Source organism: Arthrobacter sp. CC3, assembly GCF_039907775.1.
Taxonomy (GTDB): domain Bacteria; phylum Actinomycetota; class Actinomycetes; order Actinomycetales; family Micrococcaceae; genus Arthrobacter.
Map to the genome: position 1 here is coordinate 44,735 of NZ_JARCCY010000018.1, position 17,578 is coordinate 62,312.

Annotated in this window: 18 protein-coding genes; 7 read left to right on the forward strand and 11 right to left on the reverse strand. The window is 66.5% G+C overall.

Translation table 11 applies throughout. The features are described from left to right. Positions 1–44: 44 nt before the first annotated feature. The 5 genes from PV761_RS12525 to PV761_RS12545 form a co-directional block, all read right to left on the reverse strand. Positions 45–797, reverse strand: coding sequence for a carbohydrate ABC transporter permease (locus PV761_RS12525; RefSeq protein WP_232223667.1), 753 nt, complete (start codon positions 795–797; stop codon positions 45–47). A gap of 151 nt (positions 798–948) precedes the next feature. Continuing rightward, a complete protein-coding gene (locus PV761_RS12530; RefSeq protein ID WP_347897149.1) occupies positions 949–1,977 on the reverse strand; it encodes a sugar ABC transporter permease in 1,029 nt (342 codons plus the stop codon). Between the two features lie 6 nt (positions 1,978–1,983). After that, positions 1,984–3,219, reverse strand: a complete 1,236-nt coding sequence (locus tag PV761_RS12535) for an extracellular solute-binding protein (RefSeq protein WP_347897151.1) — start codon at positions 3,217–3,219, stop codon at positions 1,984–1,986. 103 nt (positions 3,220–3,322) lie between these two features. Then, positions 3,323–4,345: a LacI family DNA-binding transcriptional regulator gene (locus PV761_RS12540; protein WP_347897153.1), complete on the reverse strand. Its 1,023-nt coding sequence runs from the start codon at positions 4,343–4,345 to the stop codon at positions 3,323–3,325. A gap of 160 nt (positions 4,346–4,505) precedes the next feature. Beyond that, positions 4,506–5,249: a GAF and ANTAR domain-containing protein gene (locus PV761_RS12545; protein WP_347897155.1), complete on the reverse strand. Its 744-nt coding sequence runs from the start codon at positions 5,247–5,249 to the stop codon at positions 4,506–4,508. Between the two features lie 384 nt (positions 5,250–5,633). Between PV761_RS12545 and PV761_RS12550 the strand changes: the two genes are divergently transcribed. Next, positions 5,634–6,989 carry a phosphoribosyltransferase family protein gene (locus tag PV761_RS12550; protein WP_347897157.1) on the forward strand — a complete coding sequence of 452 codons (1,356 nt, stop codon included), beginning with the start codon at positions 5,634–5,636 and terminating at the stop codon, positions 6,987–6,989. Here the strand turns inward: PV761_RS12550 and PV761_RS12555 are convergent. Next, positions 6,974–8,017, reverse strand: coding sequence for a glycosyltransferase family 4 protein (locus PV761_RS12555; RefSeq protein WP_347897159.1), 1,044 nt, complete (start codon positions 8,015–8,017; stop codon positions 6,974–6,976). The two genes, PV761_RS12550 and PV761_RS12555, sit on opposite strands and share 16 nt — an antisense overlap. Positions 8,018–8,375: 358 nt before the next feature. Here PV761_RS12555 and PV761_RS12560 point away from each other — a divergent pair, with 358 nt between their 5' ends. Next, a complete protein-coding gene (locus PV761_RS12560; protein WP_347897161.1) occupies positions 8,376–10,061 on the forward strand; it encodes a GAF domain-containing protein in 1,686 nt (561 codons plus the stop codon). Positions 10,062–10,103: 42 nt separating this feature from the next. On the opposite strand, the gene PV761_RS12565 is transcribed toward PV761_RS12560, so the two are convergent. The 3 genes from PV761_RS12565 to PV761_RS12575 form a co-directional block, all read right to left on the reverse strand. Next, positions 10,104–10,742 (reverse strand): response regulator transcription factor, encoded by a 639-nt coding sequence (locus PV761_RS12565; protein ID WP_028271185.1) that lies wholly within the window; start codon positions 10,740–10,742, stop codon positions 10,104–10,106. Next, positions 10,723–11,436, reverse strand: a complete 714-nt coding sequence (locus PV761_RS12570; protein ID WP_347897163.1) for a hypothetical protein — start codon at positions 11,434–11,436, stop codon at positions 10,723–10,725. The genes PV761_RS12565 and PV761_RS12570 overlap by 20 nt, the downstream gene beginning before the upstream one ends. A 131-nt stretch (positions 11,437–11,567) precedes the next feature. Next, positions 11,568–12,047, reverse strand: coding sequence for a universal stress protein (locus PV761_RS12575; RefSeq protein ID WP_347897165.1), 480 nt, complete (start codon positions 12,045–12,047; stop codon positions 11,568–11,570). Positions 12,048–12,182: 135 nt separating this feature from the next. Between PV761_RS12575 and PV761_RS12580 the strand changes: the two genes are divergently transcribed. The 5 genes from PV761_RS12580 to PV761_RS12600 all read left to right on the forward strand — a co-directional run bounded on the left by PV761_RS12580 (position 12,183) and on the right by PV761_RS12600 (position 15,867). Beyond that, complete coding sequence (locus tag PV761_RS12580; protein WP_051628889.1) at positions 12,183–12,500, forward strand: DUF3040 domain-containing protein; 318 nt, start codon at positions 12,183–12,185, stop codon at positions 12,498–12,500. 13 nt (positions 12,501–12,513) lie between these two features. After that, a complete protein-coding gene (locus tag PV761_RS12585; protein ID WP_347897167.1) occupies positions 12,514–12,891 on the forward strand; it encodes a hypothetical protein in 378 nt (125 codons plus the stop codon). Between the two features lie 152 nt (positions 12,892–13,043). Then, entirely contained in the window at positions 13,044–13,916 is an 873-nt protein-coding gene (locus tag PV761_RS12590) for an NAD(P)-dependent oxidoreductase (protein WP_347897169.1), read from the forward strand. Between the two features lie 8 nt (positions 13,917–13,924). Continuing rightward, on the forward strand, positions 13,925–14,956 hold the full coding sequence (locus tag PV761_RS12595; RefSeq protein WP_347897171.1) for an aldo/keto reductase: 1,032 nt from the start codon (positions 13,925–13,927) through the stop codon (positions 14,954–14,956). Positions 14,957–15,039: 83 nt separating this feature from the next. After that, positions 15,040–15,867, forward strand: coding sequence for an NYN domain-containing protein (locus PV761_RS12600; RefSeq protein ID WP_347897173.1), 828 nt, complete (start codon positions 15,040–15,042; stop codon positions 15,865–15,867). On the opposite strand, the gene PV761_RS12605 is transcribed toward PV761_RS12600, so the two are convergent. Next, positions 15,860–16,075: a hypothetical protein gene (locus tag PV761_RS12605; protein WP_028271179.1), complete on the reverse strand. Its 216-nt coding sequence runs from the start codon at positions 16,073–16,075 to the stop codon at positions 15,860–15,862. The genes PV761_RS12600 and PV761_RS12605 overlap by 8 nt on opposite strands. A gap of 181 nt (positions 16,076–16,256) precedes the next feature. Further along, positions 16,257–17,573 (reverse strand): multiple monosaccharide ABC transporter permease, encoded by a 1,317-nt coding sequence (gene mmsB / locus PV761_RS12610; protein WP_051628887.1) that lies wholly within the window; start codon positions 17,571–17,573, stop codon positions 16,257–16,259. Positions 17,574–17,578 lie beyond the last annotated feature (5 nt).

A 17,578-nucleotide genomic window follows, 5' to 3' on the forward strand; every position in this document is an offset into this window, starting at 1 on the left:
AAGTTGTGGGTGTGGTTGCACCGGTGCGTTACTTGCCGGCGCTGTTACTTAACGGCTCCGCCGGTTGTGCCCGCCGCGATGTATTTCTGGGCTGCCACCAGAAGGATGATGGCCGGGATGGAGGCGAGCACCGCCGTCGCCATCACCGAACTCCAGTCGTTCACGTAGGCGCCGATGTACTGGAAGATGCCCAGCGTCACCGGCCGGACGGCCTCGGTGGTGGTCAGGGTCAGAGCGAACAGGAAGTCGCTCCAGGCGAACAGGAACGTGAACAGCCCGGCGGTGATGAGCGAGTTCCTGCTCAGCGGCAGCACGATGGACCAGAAGGCACGGATGTGGCCGGCGCCGTCCACCCGGGCGGCCTCGATCACCGACGCCGGCATGCCGTTCATGAAGGCCCGGATGATCAGGATGGCGAACGGGATGCCGTGCGCGGAGTCCGCCAGGATCAGGCCCGGGATGGAGTTGAGCAGGCCCAGGTCGTTGTAGGCGGTGTACAGGGCGTTGGCCACCACGATGCCGGGGATCATCTGGCTGATCAGGATCGCGAACAGCACAATGCCGGCGCCGCGGACCTTGAAGTAGGCCAGGGCGTACGCAGCCGGAGCGGCGATGGCCAGGCTCAGCGCCACGCTGCCGAGCGAAATGACCAGGCTGGTGCCCAGGTTGCCGCCCTGCTCGCTGATGGCGGTGGCGTAACCGGTGAAGTCCGGTTTCAGCGGCAGCCAGGATGTTTCCAGGGTGGTGCCGTTCGGCTGCAGGGAGGCGTTCACCATCCAGTAGACCGGGAACAGCATGATGGCCAGGAAAAGGATGGCCAGCGCCGTGGAACCCCAGTTCTTTCGATCCGCAGCCGGCCCGGTACCGCGTCCCGAACCGCGCCCGGTACCGTTGCCCGAACCGCGGGCGGGTCCGCGGCGGGAGGTGATGGTCGTCGTCATGGTTTCCTCACTCATCTACGGCTCGCCGGCTGGCACGCAGGTACAGGACCGCGAACACCAGCGAAATGATCACCAGGATGTTGCCCAGCGCTGCGCCCTCGCCGAACTTGAACTCCTGGAAGGAGAGCGCGTAGGACTGCGTTGCGATGGTCTGGGTCGAGTTTGCGGGGCCGCCGTTGGTCAGGCCCAGGATGATGTCCAGGACCTTGAGCGTGTACACGACGCCGAGCACCAGGACAACGCTCACCACCGGCCGGAGCATGGGCCAGGTGATGTGCCGGAACGCTTTCCAGCCCGTGGCGCCGTCCAGGGAGCCCGCCTCATACAGCTCGTCGGGGATCTCCTGCAGGCCGCCGTAAAGGATGGTCAGGTTGAACGGAATGCCGATCCAGATGTTGACCCCGACGACAGCGATCAGCGCAAGCGACGTGCTGGTCAGCCACGGCACCCCGGTGTCCACAATGCCGAAGTCGCCCAGGAACCGGTTCAGCGCACCGCTATCCTTGTCCAGGATCCAGCGCCACACGGCGCTGGAGACAATCAGCGGCAACAGCCAAGGGAGCAGGAGCAGGCTCCGGAGGATCCCGTTGAGCGGGAATTTCCGCTGGAAGAAGATGGCCAGTGCCAGCCCGATCACGAACTGGCCCAGGATGGACCCCACCGTGAACAGTGCGGTGTTGAGCAGGGAAGTGGAGAACAACGACGACGACAGGACCGTCACGTAGTTGGCCAGCCCCACCCACGGGGCCTCGCCGGTAAAGAACGTGGCGGTGGTGTAGTCCTGGAAGCTCATGACGACGTTCTTGACTACGGGGTAGCCGAAGAACAGTGCCATGTAGACGACGGCGGGGACCAGGAACAGCCACTGGAAGAGGCGCTCCCGCCGCTGCCGGCTGCGGCGCCGCGGCGAGGGAACAGCGTCCCCCGCGCCGTCCCCGGAGCCGGCCCGGCCCGGGCCTGGCTTGGCCCCGGCCTTTCCCGGTCCAGGCTTCCCGCTCGGGGGAGTGGATTGCGGCAAATCTGTTGTCAGTGACATGCCCGCCTACTGTCCCTGCGCTTGCTTCAGGGCGTCCGACGGGGAAGCCTTGCCGGTGAGAGCGGTCTGGATGGCGGTGTAGATCTTGGTGGCCTGGGCGGGCCATTCCTCGCCGAGCTGGCCGGTGCGGGCGCGGGCCGTCTTCACCAGTTCGGTGAACGTGGCGAGTTTGGGGTTCTCCTCGGCGAAGGTGGCAGCCAGGGTGGTCTTGGACGGGATGGTGTTCCGGACCTTGGCCATGGCCAGCTGGTTTTCGTCGCTGTTCAGGCAGGCGACCACCTCCGCGGCCTTGGCCTGGCGGGCCTTGTTTCCTGTCTGCGGAACGGTCCAGACTTCGCCGCCGAGCGGGGCAACCATGGTCTGGCCGGCTTCCCGGACCGGGATTTTGACCACGCCGTACTGCAGAGAGGCCTGCTTATCGAGGGAGGGGATCTGCCACGGACCGTTGACCATCATGGCGGCCTTGCCGGCCAGGAACTGGTCCTTGACGTCAGCCTGTGTCCAGTTCAGGGCCGAGGAGGATACCGAACCGTCCTTCACCAGGTCCGTCCAGAGCTGCAGGGCCTGTGCGGTTTCCTCGGTGTCGATGTTCTTCTCGTTGCCGCCGTTGGACCACATGACGGGGAGGAACTGCCACGTGCCTTCGTAGGTGGGGTTGGCGTTGAACGCCAGGCCGTACTGGTCGCCGGAGGTCAGCTTCGTGGCCGCGGCTTTGAGTTCGTCCCACGTGCTGGGCGGGGTGACGCCGGCCTTGGCCAGGATGTCCTTGTTGTAGAACAGGGCGATGGTGTTCACCGTCGGCGCCAGCCCATAGACCTTGTCCTTGTAGGTGCCGGCGCTGAGGACGCCGGGGGCGAAGTCGGCCGTGCTGATGTTGAAATCAGCCAGGGGAGCCAGGGCGCCCGTGGCCGCAATCTGCTGCAGGTCCGGGTTATCCAGCATCAGGACGTCGGGCAGCGTCTTGGAGGAAGACTGCTGGAGGACCTTGGAGATCAGGGATTTGCCGGGCACCGTCTCGCGCTTGATGGTGACACCGGCCTTGGTGCCGCAGGCGGTGAGGGCATCGCCGATGAAGCTCTTGTCCGGCTCGTTGTTGTAGTAGTCCATCACCGAGATCTCTGAAACGGACTCCTTCGAGGAGGACGACGCGGCGGTGCCGCAGCCTGAGAGCAGGATGGGCAGGCCCACGAGGGCGGTCACGGCCACGGCCAGGGGACGGCTGTTCCTGAGTGCTGACTTCATTGTCTGTTCCTTGTGTTGTTGGGTTTGCGAATTGTCCGAAAAGCGAATCATCGATGCGTATCGACGATGGTGAAATAAAAAGTGTTGGCAGGGAAAGGTCGTGCTAGGCGCCGTGGGGTGGACGGAGCGTGCTGGAACGGTGCGTGATGACCGTGGGTACCAACTCCAGGGATTCGTGTGGTCCCTGGGAATCGGCTTCGAGGAGCTGGCAGATGATTTTTACTGCTCGGCGGGAAACTTCCGCCGGGCGCAGGTCGATGGTGGAGAGCGGGATGGGCTGGAGGTCGGCAAGGGTGGGGGTGGCGCTGCCGATGACGGAGACGTTCACTCCCGGAGTGAGGCCCCGGGAAGCCAGCGCGCGGCGGAGGATGTCCTGGATGGTGCGGTCGGGGGCAATGAACGCCGGTACGCCCTCGGTTGCGGCCAGGGCCTTGTCCACGGAATCAGCAATCGTCGCCTGGTCCGGGCCGCCGGGCAGGTGCTGCACGGACACTCCCAAAGCGCTGGCGGCCGCGTCGGCACCGCCCATGAACCGGTCCACGTAGTTCACGTGGCGGTTCACCACGGCTGGCTGCCAGTCGATGATCGAGATGACGGAATGCCCCGCGGCGGCGAGGTCCCGGACGCAGTGTTCGCCGGCCATTTCGAAGTCCGCGTCGATGCAGACGAGTCCGGACGGATCGCGGGGGATGCCGATCAGCAGCACCGGGACGTTCAGGGTCCGGGCCACCGGGAGCCGTTCGTCCTCGTCCTCCACCTGCATGAGGATCAGGCCGTCGCAGATCTGCTGGCCCACCACGCGGCGGAGCCCGGCGGCGCCTTCGTCCTCCGTAACCAGAAGGATGTCGTGGTCGTACTGCCGGGCAGTGGAGGCAATCACGGAAACGAATTCCATGATCGAGGCCATCTCGAGTTCAGGAATGAAGGGGATGACCAGGCCGATGACGCGCGTCTTGCGGCTGGCGAGTGCCCGCGCCCCGGCGTTGGGCTGGTAGGTCAGCTGTTCAATTGCAGCCTCGACCTTCTTACGGGTTTTTTCCGAGATGGGCCGCTTGCCGCTCAGGACGTAGGAGACGGTGCTTTGGGCAACGCCGGCCGCCTCCGCGACGTCTTTGCTGGTTGGCATGGCTTTCCCGCCTCTCCTGTGCGATGTGGCCCCGAACTCCCGGCCGTCTGGGCTGCGGGCCCTTCAGGGCCGCCGTCGATACGCATCGTCGATGCGTATCGAGAAAAGTATGGCATGCATCACAGCCGTGTGCAATGGCTACTTTGGCGTAAGGGGCCGGCTACAGCTCGAAGTGGGTCCTGGCCGGGCCCTGGCCGAGGGAATCGACAATCGCCGCGGCCACGCCGTGCAGTTTGACGTTGCGCGCACTTGAGGCCGCCTTCAGGAGCTCGAAGGCCTCCTCCTGGCTGCACCGGTTCTGGGCCATGATGATGCCGATGGCGACGTCGATCGCGGTTCGGGACTCCAGGGTTGCCTTCAGGTTGGCCGCCGTCTCACTGTAGTGGGCGAACCGCACCGCCAGCCGGAGGGCCAGGGACGTCTGGCTGACGAAGTCCTCGGCGAGTTCCAGGACCTTGCCTTCGAACCGGCCGGGCCGGTGGGAGTAGAGGTTCAGGGCCGCGCGGGTGTCGCCGTCGAGCCGGAACGGCACGGCGAGGATGGACCGGACGCCGTGCCCCAGCACTGTGTCGGAGTACTTGGGCCAGCGTTCATGTGCCCGGAGGTCCTTGATGTGCACGGTCACCTGGTCGCGGGACGCGGTCATGCACGGGCCGTCGCCAAAGTCGTACTGGATTTCGTCCATCGCCTGGGCTTCCGGGCTGCTGCTGGCCACTGTGGCGGCCTTCCGGTGCCGGAGCAGCGTAATCCCGCAGAGGACGGCGTCCCCCGGTTCGGAAAGGCTGCGCGCGGATACCCGGGCGAGTTCGTGAAGGAATTGCTCCACGTCCGAGCTGTTCAACACCATTTCGTGCAGATGCTGGCTGATGGACGTTGCAGTGTGTGCGGTCGACTCGCTGGCCACGATGTTCTTGCTGCCGTTTCGTTCAGGTCAAAACGACCCGGCGGCGCAGGTGCCGGCCGCGTCGGTCACAACGCAGATGGCAGGCAGAGGGCCGGATCGTAGAACTATCCAACGGCTCTCTGCTAAACCGTACCGGGAAATTATATACAGCTGTTGCCGGGCCGCGGACGCATGTGACAACGCGGCCGCGCCTGCCCCGCGCGGAGTGGCCGGAGGCTGCCAACGCCCCGGAATCCGGGCCGAAAGTCCCTCGCAGCGAGCCGCCACCTGCCGGATAGTTGGAGAAGAGCGGCCGCCGACGTCCCATCCCGCATGCCGGGGCGCAAACCCCTGGATTGCCCGGACCGGCACGGCGGCCTTTAGCCACGAGGCGAACGGCTGGCCATGAGCATTTTCGAGGACAGGGTTGAGGCGGGACGGCGGCTGGGGCAGCGCCTCGGATACCTTCGCGGGCAGGACATCGTGATCCTTGGGCTGCCCCGGGGCGGTGTTCCGGTGGCGTTCGAGGTGGCGACGGCGCTGGACGCGCCCCTGGACGTGATCGTGGTGCGGAAGCTGGGAGTGCCGTTCCAGCCCGAGCTGGCCATGGGAGCCATCGGTGAAGGCGGCGCGCGGGTGCTGGACAAGCACATCATCTCCCATGTGCGCGTGACCGAAGCCGAGCTTGCTGCCGTGGAGGAACGGGAGCGCGCCCTGCTCGAGTCGCGGGTGGCCCGGTTCAGGAAAGGGCGGACCCGCACCGACCTGGCGGGCCGCACCGCCGTGATTGTCGACGACGGAATCGCCACCGGGTCCACGGCCCGGGTTGCCTGCCGCATCGCCCGCCAGCTCGGCGCCGCCAAGGTGATTCTGGCCGTGCCGGTGGCCCCGGCTGACACCCTCGCGGACCTCACGGAACCGGATGAAATCGTCTGCCTGGCCACGCCCCGCCAGTTCACCGCCGTCGGCTATCACTACCGTGACTTTTCGCCCACCGGCGACGACGAAGTGGTGCTGTTGCTCGATGCGGCAGCAAAGCGTCTGCACAGTGCCCAGACCGTTGCCAACGGCACGGCCGTGGATGAGGACGTCCAGATCGACGCGGGAGAGGCGCAGCTCCAAGGACACCTGTTCCTGCCGGCGGCGGGGGCCGCCGTCGTGGTGTTCGCGCACGGAAGCGGCAGCAGCAGGCACAGCCCCCGCAACCGTTTCGTGGCGTCCTTCCTCCAGCGCGCAGGCCTGGGAACCCTGCTGCTGGACCTGCTCACACCGGCCGAGGAACTCAACCGCGCCAACGTGTTCGACATCGGGCTGCTTGCCGGCCGGCTCACTGCCGCGACGGCATGGCTGGCCGGGCGGCCGGACACGGCCAGGAGCCGCATCGGGTACTTCGGTGCCAGCACGGGAGCCGGTGCTGCTTTGTGGGCTGCGGCGGAACCCGGCGCCCGGATTGATGCCGTGGTCTCGCGGGGCGGCCGTCCGGATCTAGCCGGCCAGCGGTTGTCCGCCGTCCGAGCCCCCACGCTCCTGATCGTGGGCGGGGCGGACCGTGAGGTGCTGGAACTCAACCGCTGGGCCCAGGCGCTGCTGCGCTGCCCCAGCCAGCTGTCCGTGGTTCCGGGGGCAACGCACCTTTTCGAGGAGCCCGGAACGTTGTCTGAGGCTGCGGCGCTGGCCAGGGACTGGTTCCTCCGCCACCTTCAGCCAGGCGACGATCAGGCCGGCGGCGTTCAGGCAGGCGGCGTTCAGGCCGGGGACTGATCCGTGAGGGTGCCCAATATTTCCTGATAAAGGGAAACATGATCGGCCACCATCCGGCCCACGCTGAAGCGCAGCTCAGCGGCCCGGCGGCAGGCGGCCCGGTCCAGTCCGGGGGCCAGCGCCAGGGCCCCGGCCAGCTGATCGATGCCGGTCCGCAGGTACCCGGTGACGCCGTCGTCCACTATTTCCGGTGCCGCCCCGGAACCCGTGCCCACCACGGGGGTGCCGGCTGCCAGTGCTTCGATCATCACCAGCCCGAAAGGTTCGGGCCACTGGATCGGGTTGAGGAACGCCACGGCGCCGCCCATCAGCTGGTACTTTTCCGCCGCTGTGATTTCTCCGAGGAACTCGACTTCCGGGCCGAGGAGCGGGGCCACCTGGCTGTCGAAATACTCCTGTTCTTCCGGACCCTGGATGCGGGCGGACATCAGAAGCCTGACGCCCGCCTGCCGCGCAATCAGGATGGCTTCCCGCGGCCCCTTGTCCGGGCTCATCCGCCCCAGGAATGCCGCGTAGCCGCCGGCGCCGTCTCCCACCGGCACGGCATCAACGTCGATGCCGTGGTGGATCACCCGGGCGATCGGCACGCCGGCGGCATCCGCGGCCTGGCGATGCGAAATAGCCACCATCGCCACCTCCGGTCCCATCAGCCGGTAGAGGTCGCCCAGCTGCGAGCTGAACGGTCCGTGGTTGGTGGTGACCACCGGCAGCGTGGCCGGGCGGTAGCGGAAGAAGGGGCCGGCCACCGTGTGGTCATGGACCAGATCCACGTCCGCCAGGGCGGCATAGGCAAGGGCCACGTGGTAGAGCTCGGCACCCGCGGACCAGGTGGCGGCCGAGCCGGCGCTGGGCGGAGGCATGTCCGGCACCAGGGGGACCGGGCAGGTGCTTCCTGCCGGGGCGGCCAGCAGCACGTCGTGACCGGCAGCAACGAGGCCGCGGGCCAGCCCGTCCACCACCACTTCGGTGCCGCCGTAGCGGGGCGGGGGCACGTGCAGCCAGGGCGGAGCGATCAGTCCGATTCGCACGTTGGGTCATCTCCTCGTATCCCGGGGACGCCGCGTTATTCCGCCCGTTCAGACTGCCAGCCGCGGCAAGGGTTTCCCAGTGCCTTTAGTCCCGTTACGCTGTCCCTTGAGCCACTGTGTCCGTCTTGGTACTGTGTTGATATCAGTCTGGGGTTGATGCATTAGGAACTCGGTGAAGCAGTCCGCCGTTTGTGTCTCGCTGCCTTGGGGAGTCGCATGAGCCCGGACCTTCCGGTATTCGAGCAACGTTTATCACACGAGCCTGCCCGTGGCCGCCTGAGCGGCGATCCCGCTCAAAAAGTGCCAGCCCTCGAAATTTCAAACCCTGTCCGCCGTGAACCTTGCGTATGGTGGCCCTATGTGGCGTGAACCCATCCGGAGGCGCACGGAGGACCTGTTGCGCGACTTCGTGGCCCGCGCAGATGAACTCGTGCGTGCCCAGGACCAGATGCAGGGCCTGCTGGGCGCCGTGGTTTCGCTCACCGAAGACCTCAGCCTTGAAGCTGTCCTGGACCGGGTAGTGCAGTCCGCCTGCGAGCTGGTGGGGGCGCGCTATGGCGCGCTTGGCGTGATCGACGGCGACCATGAGCTGGGACACTTCATCACTGTGGGAATCGACGACGACGGCGTCCGGCTGATCGGCGACCTCCCCACCGGCCGCGGCGTGCTGGGACACTTGATCCGCCGGCCCGAGGCACTGCGGCTCGACGACCTCGGCAGGCACGAAATGGCCAGCGGGTTCCCGCCGAACCACCCCGACATGAAGACATTCCTGGGGGTTCCCGTCAGGGTCCGCGGCTCCGTCTTCGGAAACCTCTACCTGACCGAGAAGCTCGACGGCGGACCGTTCACCGAAGAGGACCAGGAACTCGCTTCGGCGCTGGCGTCTGCCGCCGGCGTCGCCATCGAGAATGCCCGGCTGTACGATGACACGCGCCGGCGGCAGCGCTGGCTTGAGGCCGGGCTGGAAGTCAGCGATCAGCTGAGTTCGGCATTGTTCCCCGACGAAACCGACAACCTTGACCTGGTTGCCGAACGCGCACTGACCGTCTCGGACTCCATCCTGGCCGTGATTGCCTACCCCGATGCCGAAGGCATCCAGCGCTGCCAAACCATGGTGGGCGTCCAGTCCCTGTCGGCCCGCCAGGAGCTGCCGCCGTCGGACGTCATCGCCGACGTCCTGGAAACTGGAAGCTCCGCCCTGGTCAGGGACCCCAACGAGGTCTTCGGACCCGGCGCCGACGAGAAACTTGGTCCGCTGCTGGTGGCAACGCTCGGACGGCAGAGCAGCGAACGCGGCCTGCTGATCCTGGCGCGCCCCGCCGGCGGACCGCCGTACATCCAGTCCGACCTGCAGTCCAGCGCCGTTTTCGGGTCCCGGGTAGGGCTGGCACTCGGACTGGTCCGGGCCCGGCTGCGGCGGGAAGAGCAGCTGCTCTCCAAGGACCGGGACAGGATCGCACGGGACCTGCACGACCTGGTGATCCAGCGGCTCTTCGGAGCAGGGCTGAGCATGCAGAGCCTGCGCCGGTACGTCCCGGACCCGGTGGCCCAGGAGCGGATCTCTGCAGTGACGGCCGAACTGGACGGCACCATCCACGAGCTCAGGGACACCATCTACTCGATGCGGACCGGCCATGGCCCGAAGGAACCACTCACCGGCCTCATCATGCGGACCATCCACGAGGGGATCCGCAACTCGGACTTTTCACCCAAGGTCCAGCTGACGGGACCGGTGGACGAAGCAGTGCCCGACGCCGTCGTGGAGCAGCTGCTGGCGGTGCTGTCCGAGGGGCTGAGCAACGCGGTGCGGCACTCTGGTGCCGATGAAATCGACATTTCGCTCACGGCCCAGCCGGAGGGCGTGGAACTCAGGATTACGGACAACGGCTGCGGTTTTGAAAACCCGACCCGCATCAGCGGCATCGACAACATGAAGCACCGGGCCATGGCCCTGGGCGGCGAGTGCTCCATCGAAAGCAGCCCCGGCCACGGTACGCAACTGACGTGGACCGCCCCTTCCGTGTGTCCACGGCAGCCCTGACCCCCGGCAGCCCTGACTCCGGCGCCCGGTGGGCGAACGGTGTCAGCCGCGCAACTCGAAGCCCAATTTCGTGAGGATTCCCGCCACCTGGAGTGTCACCGTGGCCCGGGCAAAGCGCGTTTCCTCGCTGATCTCGCGGTTGGTCATGCCCTGGCTCATGAGGGTGAGGACCCTGAGTTCCTGTGAGCTCAACCGGCTGTGACGGCGGCTCACCTGCGTTTTGTAGAGGCCTTCCATGACTTTGCGTTCGACGCCGGGCTCCAGCAGCGATTCGCCCGTGGCTACCCGGCGGATGCCCTCCAGGAGTGCGGTCCCGGGCAGCTGCCGGAGCACATAGCCGGCCGCTCCGGCCAGCACCGCGCTGCTGAGCGCGTGGTCGTCGTCGTAACTGCTCAGGAGCAGGCACCGGAGTCCGGGGTTGTCGGAGAGGATTTCCCGGCACACTTCGATGCCGGTGCCGTCCGGGAGATGAGCTCCGATCACCACCAGGTCCGGGCTCAGGGCCGGGATGCGGAGGCTTGCCTCGGAGGCCGACCCGCTCTCGCCGACCACGTCGAAGTGCGCCTCTTCGAGCAGCTCGCGGAGCCCCGTCCGGACCAGCGCGTGGCTGTCCAGGATGTATACGCGCGTCCCCCCAACAACGTCGTTCCCGATTGCTGGGTCAGTGGCCACCGTGAGCATCACCCAGTCCTTGCTTCATCGGATCGGTTATAGCCCCGCCCGTGTGCCCGCGGTCGCTGCGGCGGTTGTGGAAGGCGTAATAGAGCAGGTAGGCGCCGGCCAGCAGCGGCACCACTGCTGTCAGGTACTCCAGGGTGCGGAAGGTGACGGTGGCTTGAATGGCAAAGGCAAGCCCCAGGGTGGCCAGCACGGCGGCCGGGATCAGGGGCCATTTCATCCGCTCCGGGGTGAGCGACACCGTGGCGAAGGTTGCGGCGAGCCCCAGGAACAGCACGGCGGCCACCGGCGTTCCGTCCAGCCCCGGCGGCAATGCCACCATCAAGGCGAGCGTGAGCATGACCCCGCACGGAATCAGGGCCCACCAGTTGGCCGGCTCCCGGAAGTACACCGCCGCGAAGCCGGCGGAGAGGAACAAGAAGAACAATGCGCCCGGCCAGTCGCCCGCTGAACCGGGCCACAGCTGCGTGGTGGTGACCACCGCGGCCAGCCCCAGGAGGGCAAACCCCGGGATGGCCGCCCACCAGTTGGCGCGGTTCCTGGAAAACACCGCCAGGAAAACGGCGCCGGAGGTGCCGAAGATCAGCGGCCACACCAGAAGTGCGGTGTCCAGGACACGCAGGGCGTCCAGCAGCAGCAGGACGCCGGAAAGCAGGAGGACTGCGCCTGCGATGATGCTCGCCGTTGCTGCTTTCATGACGATGCTCCCGGGACTTGGCACGCGGTGATTGCCGCGCTTATGCATTCAGGTTAGGGCTTGCACGAGAACCGGGATTAGGGCACAAAGTCACTGAACGCCCCGGAGTCCCGCGGTGGAGACGCCCGTCTTCACCCGGACGTCGGACCCGGTTCCGGTTCGGCCACTTTGGTGTCCTGGCCCACCACCAGGACGGGGCAGTGCGCATGCGCGGCGCAGGCTCCGCTGACGGATCCCATGACCTGCGACAGGAAGCCGCCCTCCCCGCGCCGGCCCACCACCAGCAGCTGGGCATGGCGGCTTTCATCCACCAGTGTCTTTGCCGGCGGCCCGAACTTCACCGTGCGGGACAGCTGGGCCGGCGGAGATGCCCCGAAGGCCCTCCCGATGGCCTGGTCCACCAGGCGCTTCGCTGTTTCCTCGAGTTCCTCCATGCTGGGCACGCGCCCGGGCGGCATGTGGGAAGCGAGGTAGAAATCGGAGGTTCCGAGGCAGGTGATGATCTCCAGCGGGGCGTTGAGGCTGCCGGCCATGCGTCCGGCGAGCTGCAGCGCAGCTGTGGAGAATTCGGAGCCGTCCACGCCCACCACAATGCGTTCTTCAGTGTTCATGGGTTCCAGCGTGCGCCTGCCCGGGACCCCCTGCCTAGGGTCCAAAGTCACCGCGATCCGCCCATGACTTTTGGCTCTATTGACTTAACCGCTACATGAACGATCCTTAATATCAATCCGGTTCGGAGGTCAAAGATGCCGCTTTCTGAACATGAAAGGGACGTCCTCAGGCAGATGGAGCAGTCGCTTCACGAGGATGATCCGCAATTCGCCGCGCGCATGGAAGGCCAGTCCTGGTCATTGATGCGGCGGGTGGTCCTCGGTGCCCTGTGCGTGGTCTGCGGGTTCCTTGCGGTGATTGCGGGCGCTGTGGTGCAGCTCGTGTACCTGGGCGTCGCCGGTTTTGCCGTGATGGTTGCCGGCGGCTATTACGCATCCCTTGGTTTCAGTCCGAGCCGGCTTCCGTTCGGGCGCCCGAGCATGGGCCTGCCGGGCCAGTCGCAACACATCTGACGCTCCTTCACCGATGACATCACGCAGCCCGGTGCCCGCAGCCGCCCCGGATTCCGGCGGATCCCTGCCCGGCCGCCGGCTTCTGCGCTGGGCCTGGATCGCCGTTGCCGCCATTCCTGCCGCGTTCGTGGCGGGCATGATCATTGGTGAAGGGCTGCTCACCCTGCAGGGCTACGACGGCGGGGATTCGCTACCGCCGGGCGTCATTGTGAGCGCGGCGGGACCCGCACTGTTGCTGATCCTGGCCCCGGAGCTGGCTGCGGCCGTCCTCGGGTTCAGGGCGCGTGGCCGCGGCGAGGCGTCAGGGATCATCCCGGCAGTCATTGGCATCGCTGCGGCCGCCTTCACCATCATCACCAACACCCTTCCCCTGTTGCTCCGGCTCGGCTGAAGCCCCCGGCGGGCGGGGGACGTTCTTTCCTAGGACTCAGAGGGCCAGCCAGAAGGGCTGCATCCGAGCGGCCGCGCCCCTAGGGTGGAATGACGACGGCGGCAGGCAGCTACGGACGACCGGCCGCCGACAACTACCCAGAGGAGTTCCTGATGAGAGTTGCTGTGACTGGCGGAAGCGGAAAGCTGGGCAGTAGCGTGGTGCGCCGGCTAACCGAGGACGGCCATGACGTCCTGAACCTGGACCGCACGGGGACCAGGGGCCGCGGCTTCACCGAGGTGGACCTGCGCAACTACGGGCAGGTTTTGGACGTCATCCTGGGCCTCGACGACCGCCACGGGGGCTTTGACGCGATCGTGCACCTCGGAGCCATCCCCGCGCCGGGCCATGCGCCGGATGCGGCCACCTTCGAGAACAACATGCTCGCCACCTACAACGTCTTCCAGGCGGCCCGGCGGGCCGGAATCAAGAAGGTGGTGTACGCCTCCAGCGAGACGGTGCTGGGACTGCCGTTCGACGTCGACCCTCCCTATATCCCGGTGGACGAGGAATATCCGGCCCGCCCGGAAAGCACCTACTCCCTGGTGAAGCACCTGGAGGAGCAGATGGCCATCCAGCTGACCCGCTGGGATCCAAACCTGAGCATCACGGGCCTGCGGTTCTCCAATGTGATGGACCCCGAGGACTACGAGGACTTCCCTTCCTTTGACGCCGATGCCACTTTGCGGAAGTGGAACCTCTGGGGCTACATCGACGGCCGCGACGGTGCGCAGGCGGTGGCCCGCGCACTGGAGAATGGCAAGCCCGGATTCGAAGCGTTCATCATCGCCAACGAGGACACGGTCATGAGCCGGTCCAGTGCCAGCCTCGCCGCCGAAGTCTTCCCCGGCGTCAAGGTGGTCAAGGAACTCGGCGAACACGAAACGATGCTGTCCATCGACAAAGCCAAGCGCCTGCTGGGATTCGCTCCGGAGCACACCTGGCGCAGCTACCACTCGAACCGCACCACGCCCACCGAGGACTGAGGAGAACCATGCAGTACCGCACATTAGGCAACAGCGGCGCCGTCGTATCCAACTACGCGCTGGGAACCATGACCTTCGGCGCTGAAGCCACCGAGGAGACGTCCTTCGCCATCCTGGACGACTACTTCGCCGCAGGCGGCAACTTCATCGATACCGCTGACGTCTACAGCCAAGGGGTGTCCGAACAGATCATCGGCCGCTGGCTTGCCGCCCGCCCCGAGGTCAGGGACCGCGCTGTCCTGGCAACCAAGGGACGCTTCCCCATGGGCCAGGCCCCCAACGACCTCGGAACCTCCCGACGCCATCTCACCCGCGCCCTCGACGACTCGCTGCGCCGCCTCGGCGTCGAACAGATCGACCTGTACCAGATGCACGCGTGGGACCCCATTACGCCGCTGGAGGAGACGCTGCGCTTCCTGCATGACTCCGTCAGCAGCGGAAAGATCGCGTACTACGGCTTCTCCAACTTCCTGGGCTGGCAGCTGACCAAGGCTGTGCACGTCGCCAAGGCACACGGCTGGAGCGCGCCGGTGACGCTGCAGCCGCAGTACAGCCTGCTGGTCCGGGAGATTGAGTCGGAGATTGTTCCGGCGTCGCTGGACGCGGGGATCGGCCTGCTCCCGTGGTCCCCGCTGGGCGGCGGCTGGCTCTCCGGGAAGTACAAGCGCGACGAGGCACCGGCGGGGGCCACCCGGCTGGGCGAGAATCCCAAACGCGGCATGGAAGCCTGGCAGGCGCGCAATGACGATCCGCGGACGTGGGAGGTCATCGGAACCGTGGAGAAGATCGCTGCGGACCACGGAGTGAGTGCCTCGCAGGTGGCGCTGGCATGGCTGGCGGACCGCCCCGCGGTGACGTCCGTGATCCTCGGGGCCCGCACCACGGAGCAGCTGGCGGACAACCTCGCCGCTGCGGAGCTTGAACTGACGGAGGAGGAGACCCGGCGGCTGACGGAGGCCAGCCAGCCCCGGGTTGGCGTGTACCCGTATGGTCCGATGGCACAGGAGCAGCGCAGCCGGAAGATCGAAGGCGGCCGCTAGCCGGCGACGGCGGGGCCCCGCCGCTTCGGGGCCCCGCGGGGGGATAGGATCTGTTTACTATTCGCTGGGGGAGGACGGTTAACGTGGCAGGATCGCGGCAGCGGAACGTGGCTATTTTCCTGGACATGGAGAATCTCTTCGGCGGGTACGGGAACGACGTCACATCCGTGCCGCTGGCCACCGTGGTCCGCGCCATTGAAAAGGTCGTGGGGGACACGGGCCTTGGCGGGCAAACGGCGCTGGCGCGGGCATATGCCAACTGGGGTCGGCCGGACATGGCCGGGTACCGGAGCCAGCTGCTGGCCCACAACATCAAGCCCGTCCAGATTTTCTCGTTTGACCAGCCCAGCAAGAACGCCGCGGACATCGAGCTGGTGGTCGACGCCCTCGAAGTGGCCGCGGACATGCCATGGATTGAGCTTTTTGTGATCGTCAGCGGCGACGGTGACTTCGTCCCGCTCCTGCGCCGCCTGCATGCGCTGGGAAAGCGGTCACTGGTTGCGACAACCTCCCAGCCGAACGCCGGCGTCGTCAACAAGGTCCTGCAGTCGGTGGCCGACCATTTCCATGTCATCGACATCCCGGCGCCCGCCGTCGTGGTGCCGGTGCCGGCAGTGAAGAAGCCACCGGCGCCCGCTAAGCCGGCCAAAAAGAAATCCTCGCCGCACACCGAACTTGAGCTCTACAAAGCCAGTGTCCACGCTTTCCTCAAGGACGATCCCACCCTCTGGGTGAAGGGTCTGGTCAACGCTCCCCGCCTCGGCCAGCTTCTGCGGGACCGCTGGCCCAACGTCACCTACAAGACCTTCGGCTACAAGACGCTGACGGCATTTGCCGAGCAGGGTTGCGGACTCAAAGTGACCACCGCGCCCGTTGCCAAGGCGGCAACCGCCGGCAAAGCCCTCAGCTGACGGGAACAACCTGGTAGCCGTCGAACTTGGACACCAGTTGCCGGCCGTGATTGCCGTCGAACCGCAGCCACATGACGGCGGAATCATCGGTGGCGTCCTCCACCTCGCCGGTGCGCACCATCCGGCCGTCGATCCGCAGTTCAACACGGCTGCCAATCAGCTGCTGCCAGTCGTCGGCTGTCTCGGGCTCGGGGAGGGAGGCAGTCATTCCAGGTCCTTCTCTGTGATCGCTAACAGTGATGGAATGCTATCCGCGCCGGCACTGTGAAGCAAATCACATTTCCCGTGCGGGCGGGTTCCGCGGGGGCAGGCGGAGGGCCGCCGGCAAGGCCCGAAGAAGCGGCGGAGGCCGACGGCGGCAGTTGCCTGCCGCCGTCGGCCTCTCTTTGTCAGGAGTTCCGGACGGTGCTTGCCTGCCGGGAGCTGGCGGCCACTGCGACCGGGCGGTCCGCGGCGGTCTCCGTGCTTTCTGCAGCGGCCGGAGGCGTGGTCTTCAGCTTGAACCGCGTGCCGAGGGTGCTTCCTCCTCCGCGGCCGCTGCGGTTCTTGTTGAAGATGTCGAAGCCGACAGCGAGGAGAAGGACCAGGCCCTTGATGAGCTGCTGGTAGTCGGTGCCGAGGCCCAGGATGGACATGCCGTTGTTGAGCACGCCCATGATCAGCCCGCCGATCATGGCGCCGGCCACGGTGCCAATGCCGCCCTGCACCGCGGCGCCGCCGATGAACGCCGCGGCGATGGAGTCCAGTTCGAACCCGGTGCCGCCGGCCGGCTGGGCCGAGTTCAGGCGGGCCGTAAACACGAGGCCCGCGAGGGCCGCCAGAACGCCCATGTTGACGAAGAGCCGGAAGGTGACGGCCTTGGTCTTGATGCCGGAGAGCTCCGCTGCATGCAGGTTCCCGCCGATGGCGTAGGTGTGCCGGCCGAAGATGCTGTTGTTCATCAGGGCGGAGTAGATGATCACCAGGGCCGCGAGCACGATCAGGACGATCGGTGTTCCCCGGTAGCTCGCCAGCAGGAAGGTAATGATGAGCATCAGCAGGGCAATGAACGCGGTCTTTACCGCGAACCAGGCCATGGGTTCGTTCTCCAGGTTGAACTTCCGGCGGACGCGGCGCTCCTTGATGGCCTGGAAGAGGATGGCCGCGGTGCCTCCGACGCCGAGGATGACGGTGAGCCATTCGAGGACGGAGGTGCCCCCGCTGATGTCCGGGAGGAAGCCGCCGCCGAGGGCGCGGAGTTCGTCCGGAAACGGGGTGATCTGCTGGTTCTTGAGGGTGATCAGCGTCAGGCCGCGGAAAATCAGCATGCCGGCGAGGGTGACAATGAAGGCCGGAATGCCGACGTAGGCGATCCAGTATCCCTGCCAGGCGCCGACGAGTGCGCCGACCAGGAGGCAGGCGGGGATGGCGATCCACCAGGCCCAGCCCCAGTGGACGATCATTACGCCGGATACGGCACCGATGAAGCCCGCGATGGAGCCGACGGACAGGTCGATGTGGCCGGCGATGATGACCATCACCATGCCGATGGCCAGGATCAGGATGTAGCTGTTCTGCACCACGAGGTTGGTGACGTTCTGTGGCTGCAGCAGGATGCCGTCGGTGAGGACCTGGAAGAGCAGGACGATCAGGATCAGGGCGACGAAGATGCCGACCTGGCGGAGGCGGCTTGCGAGGAAGCCGAGGGATTCTCGGAGGGCGGACATGGTCG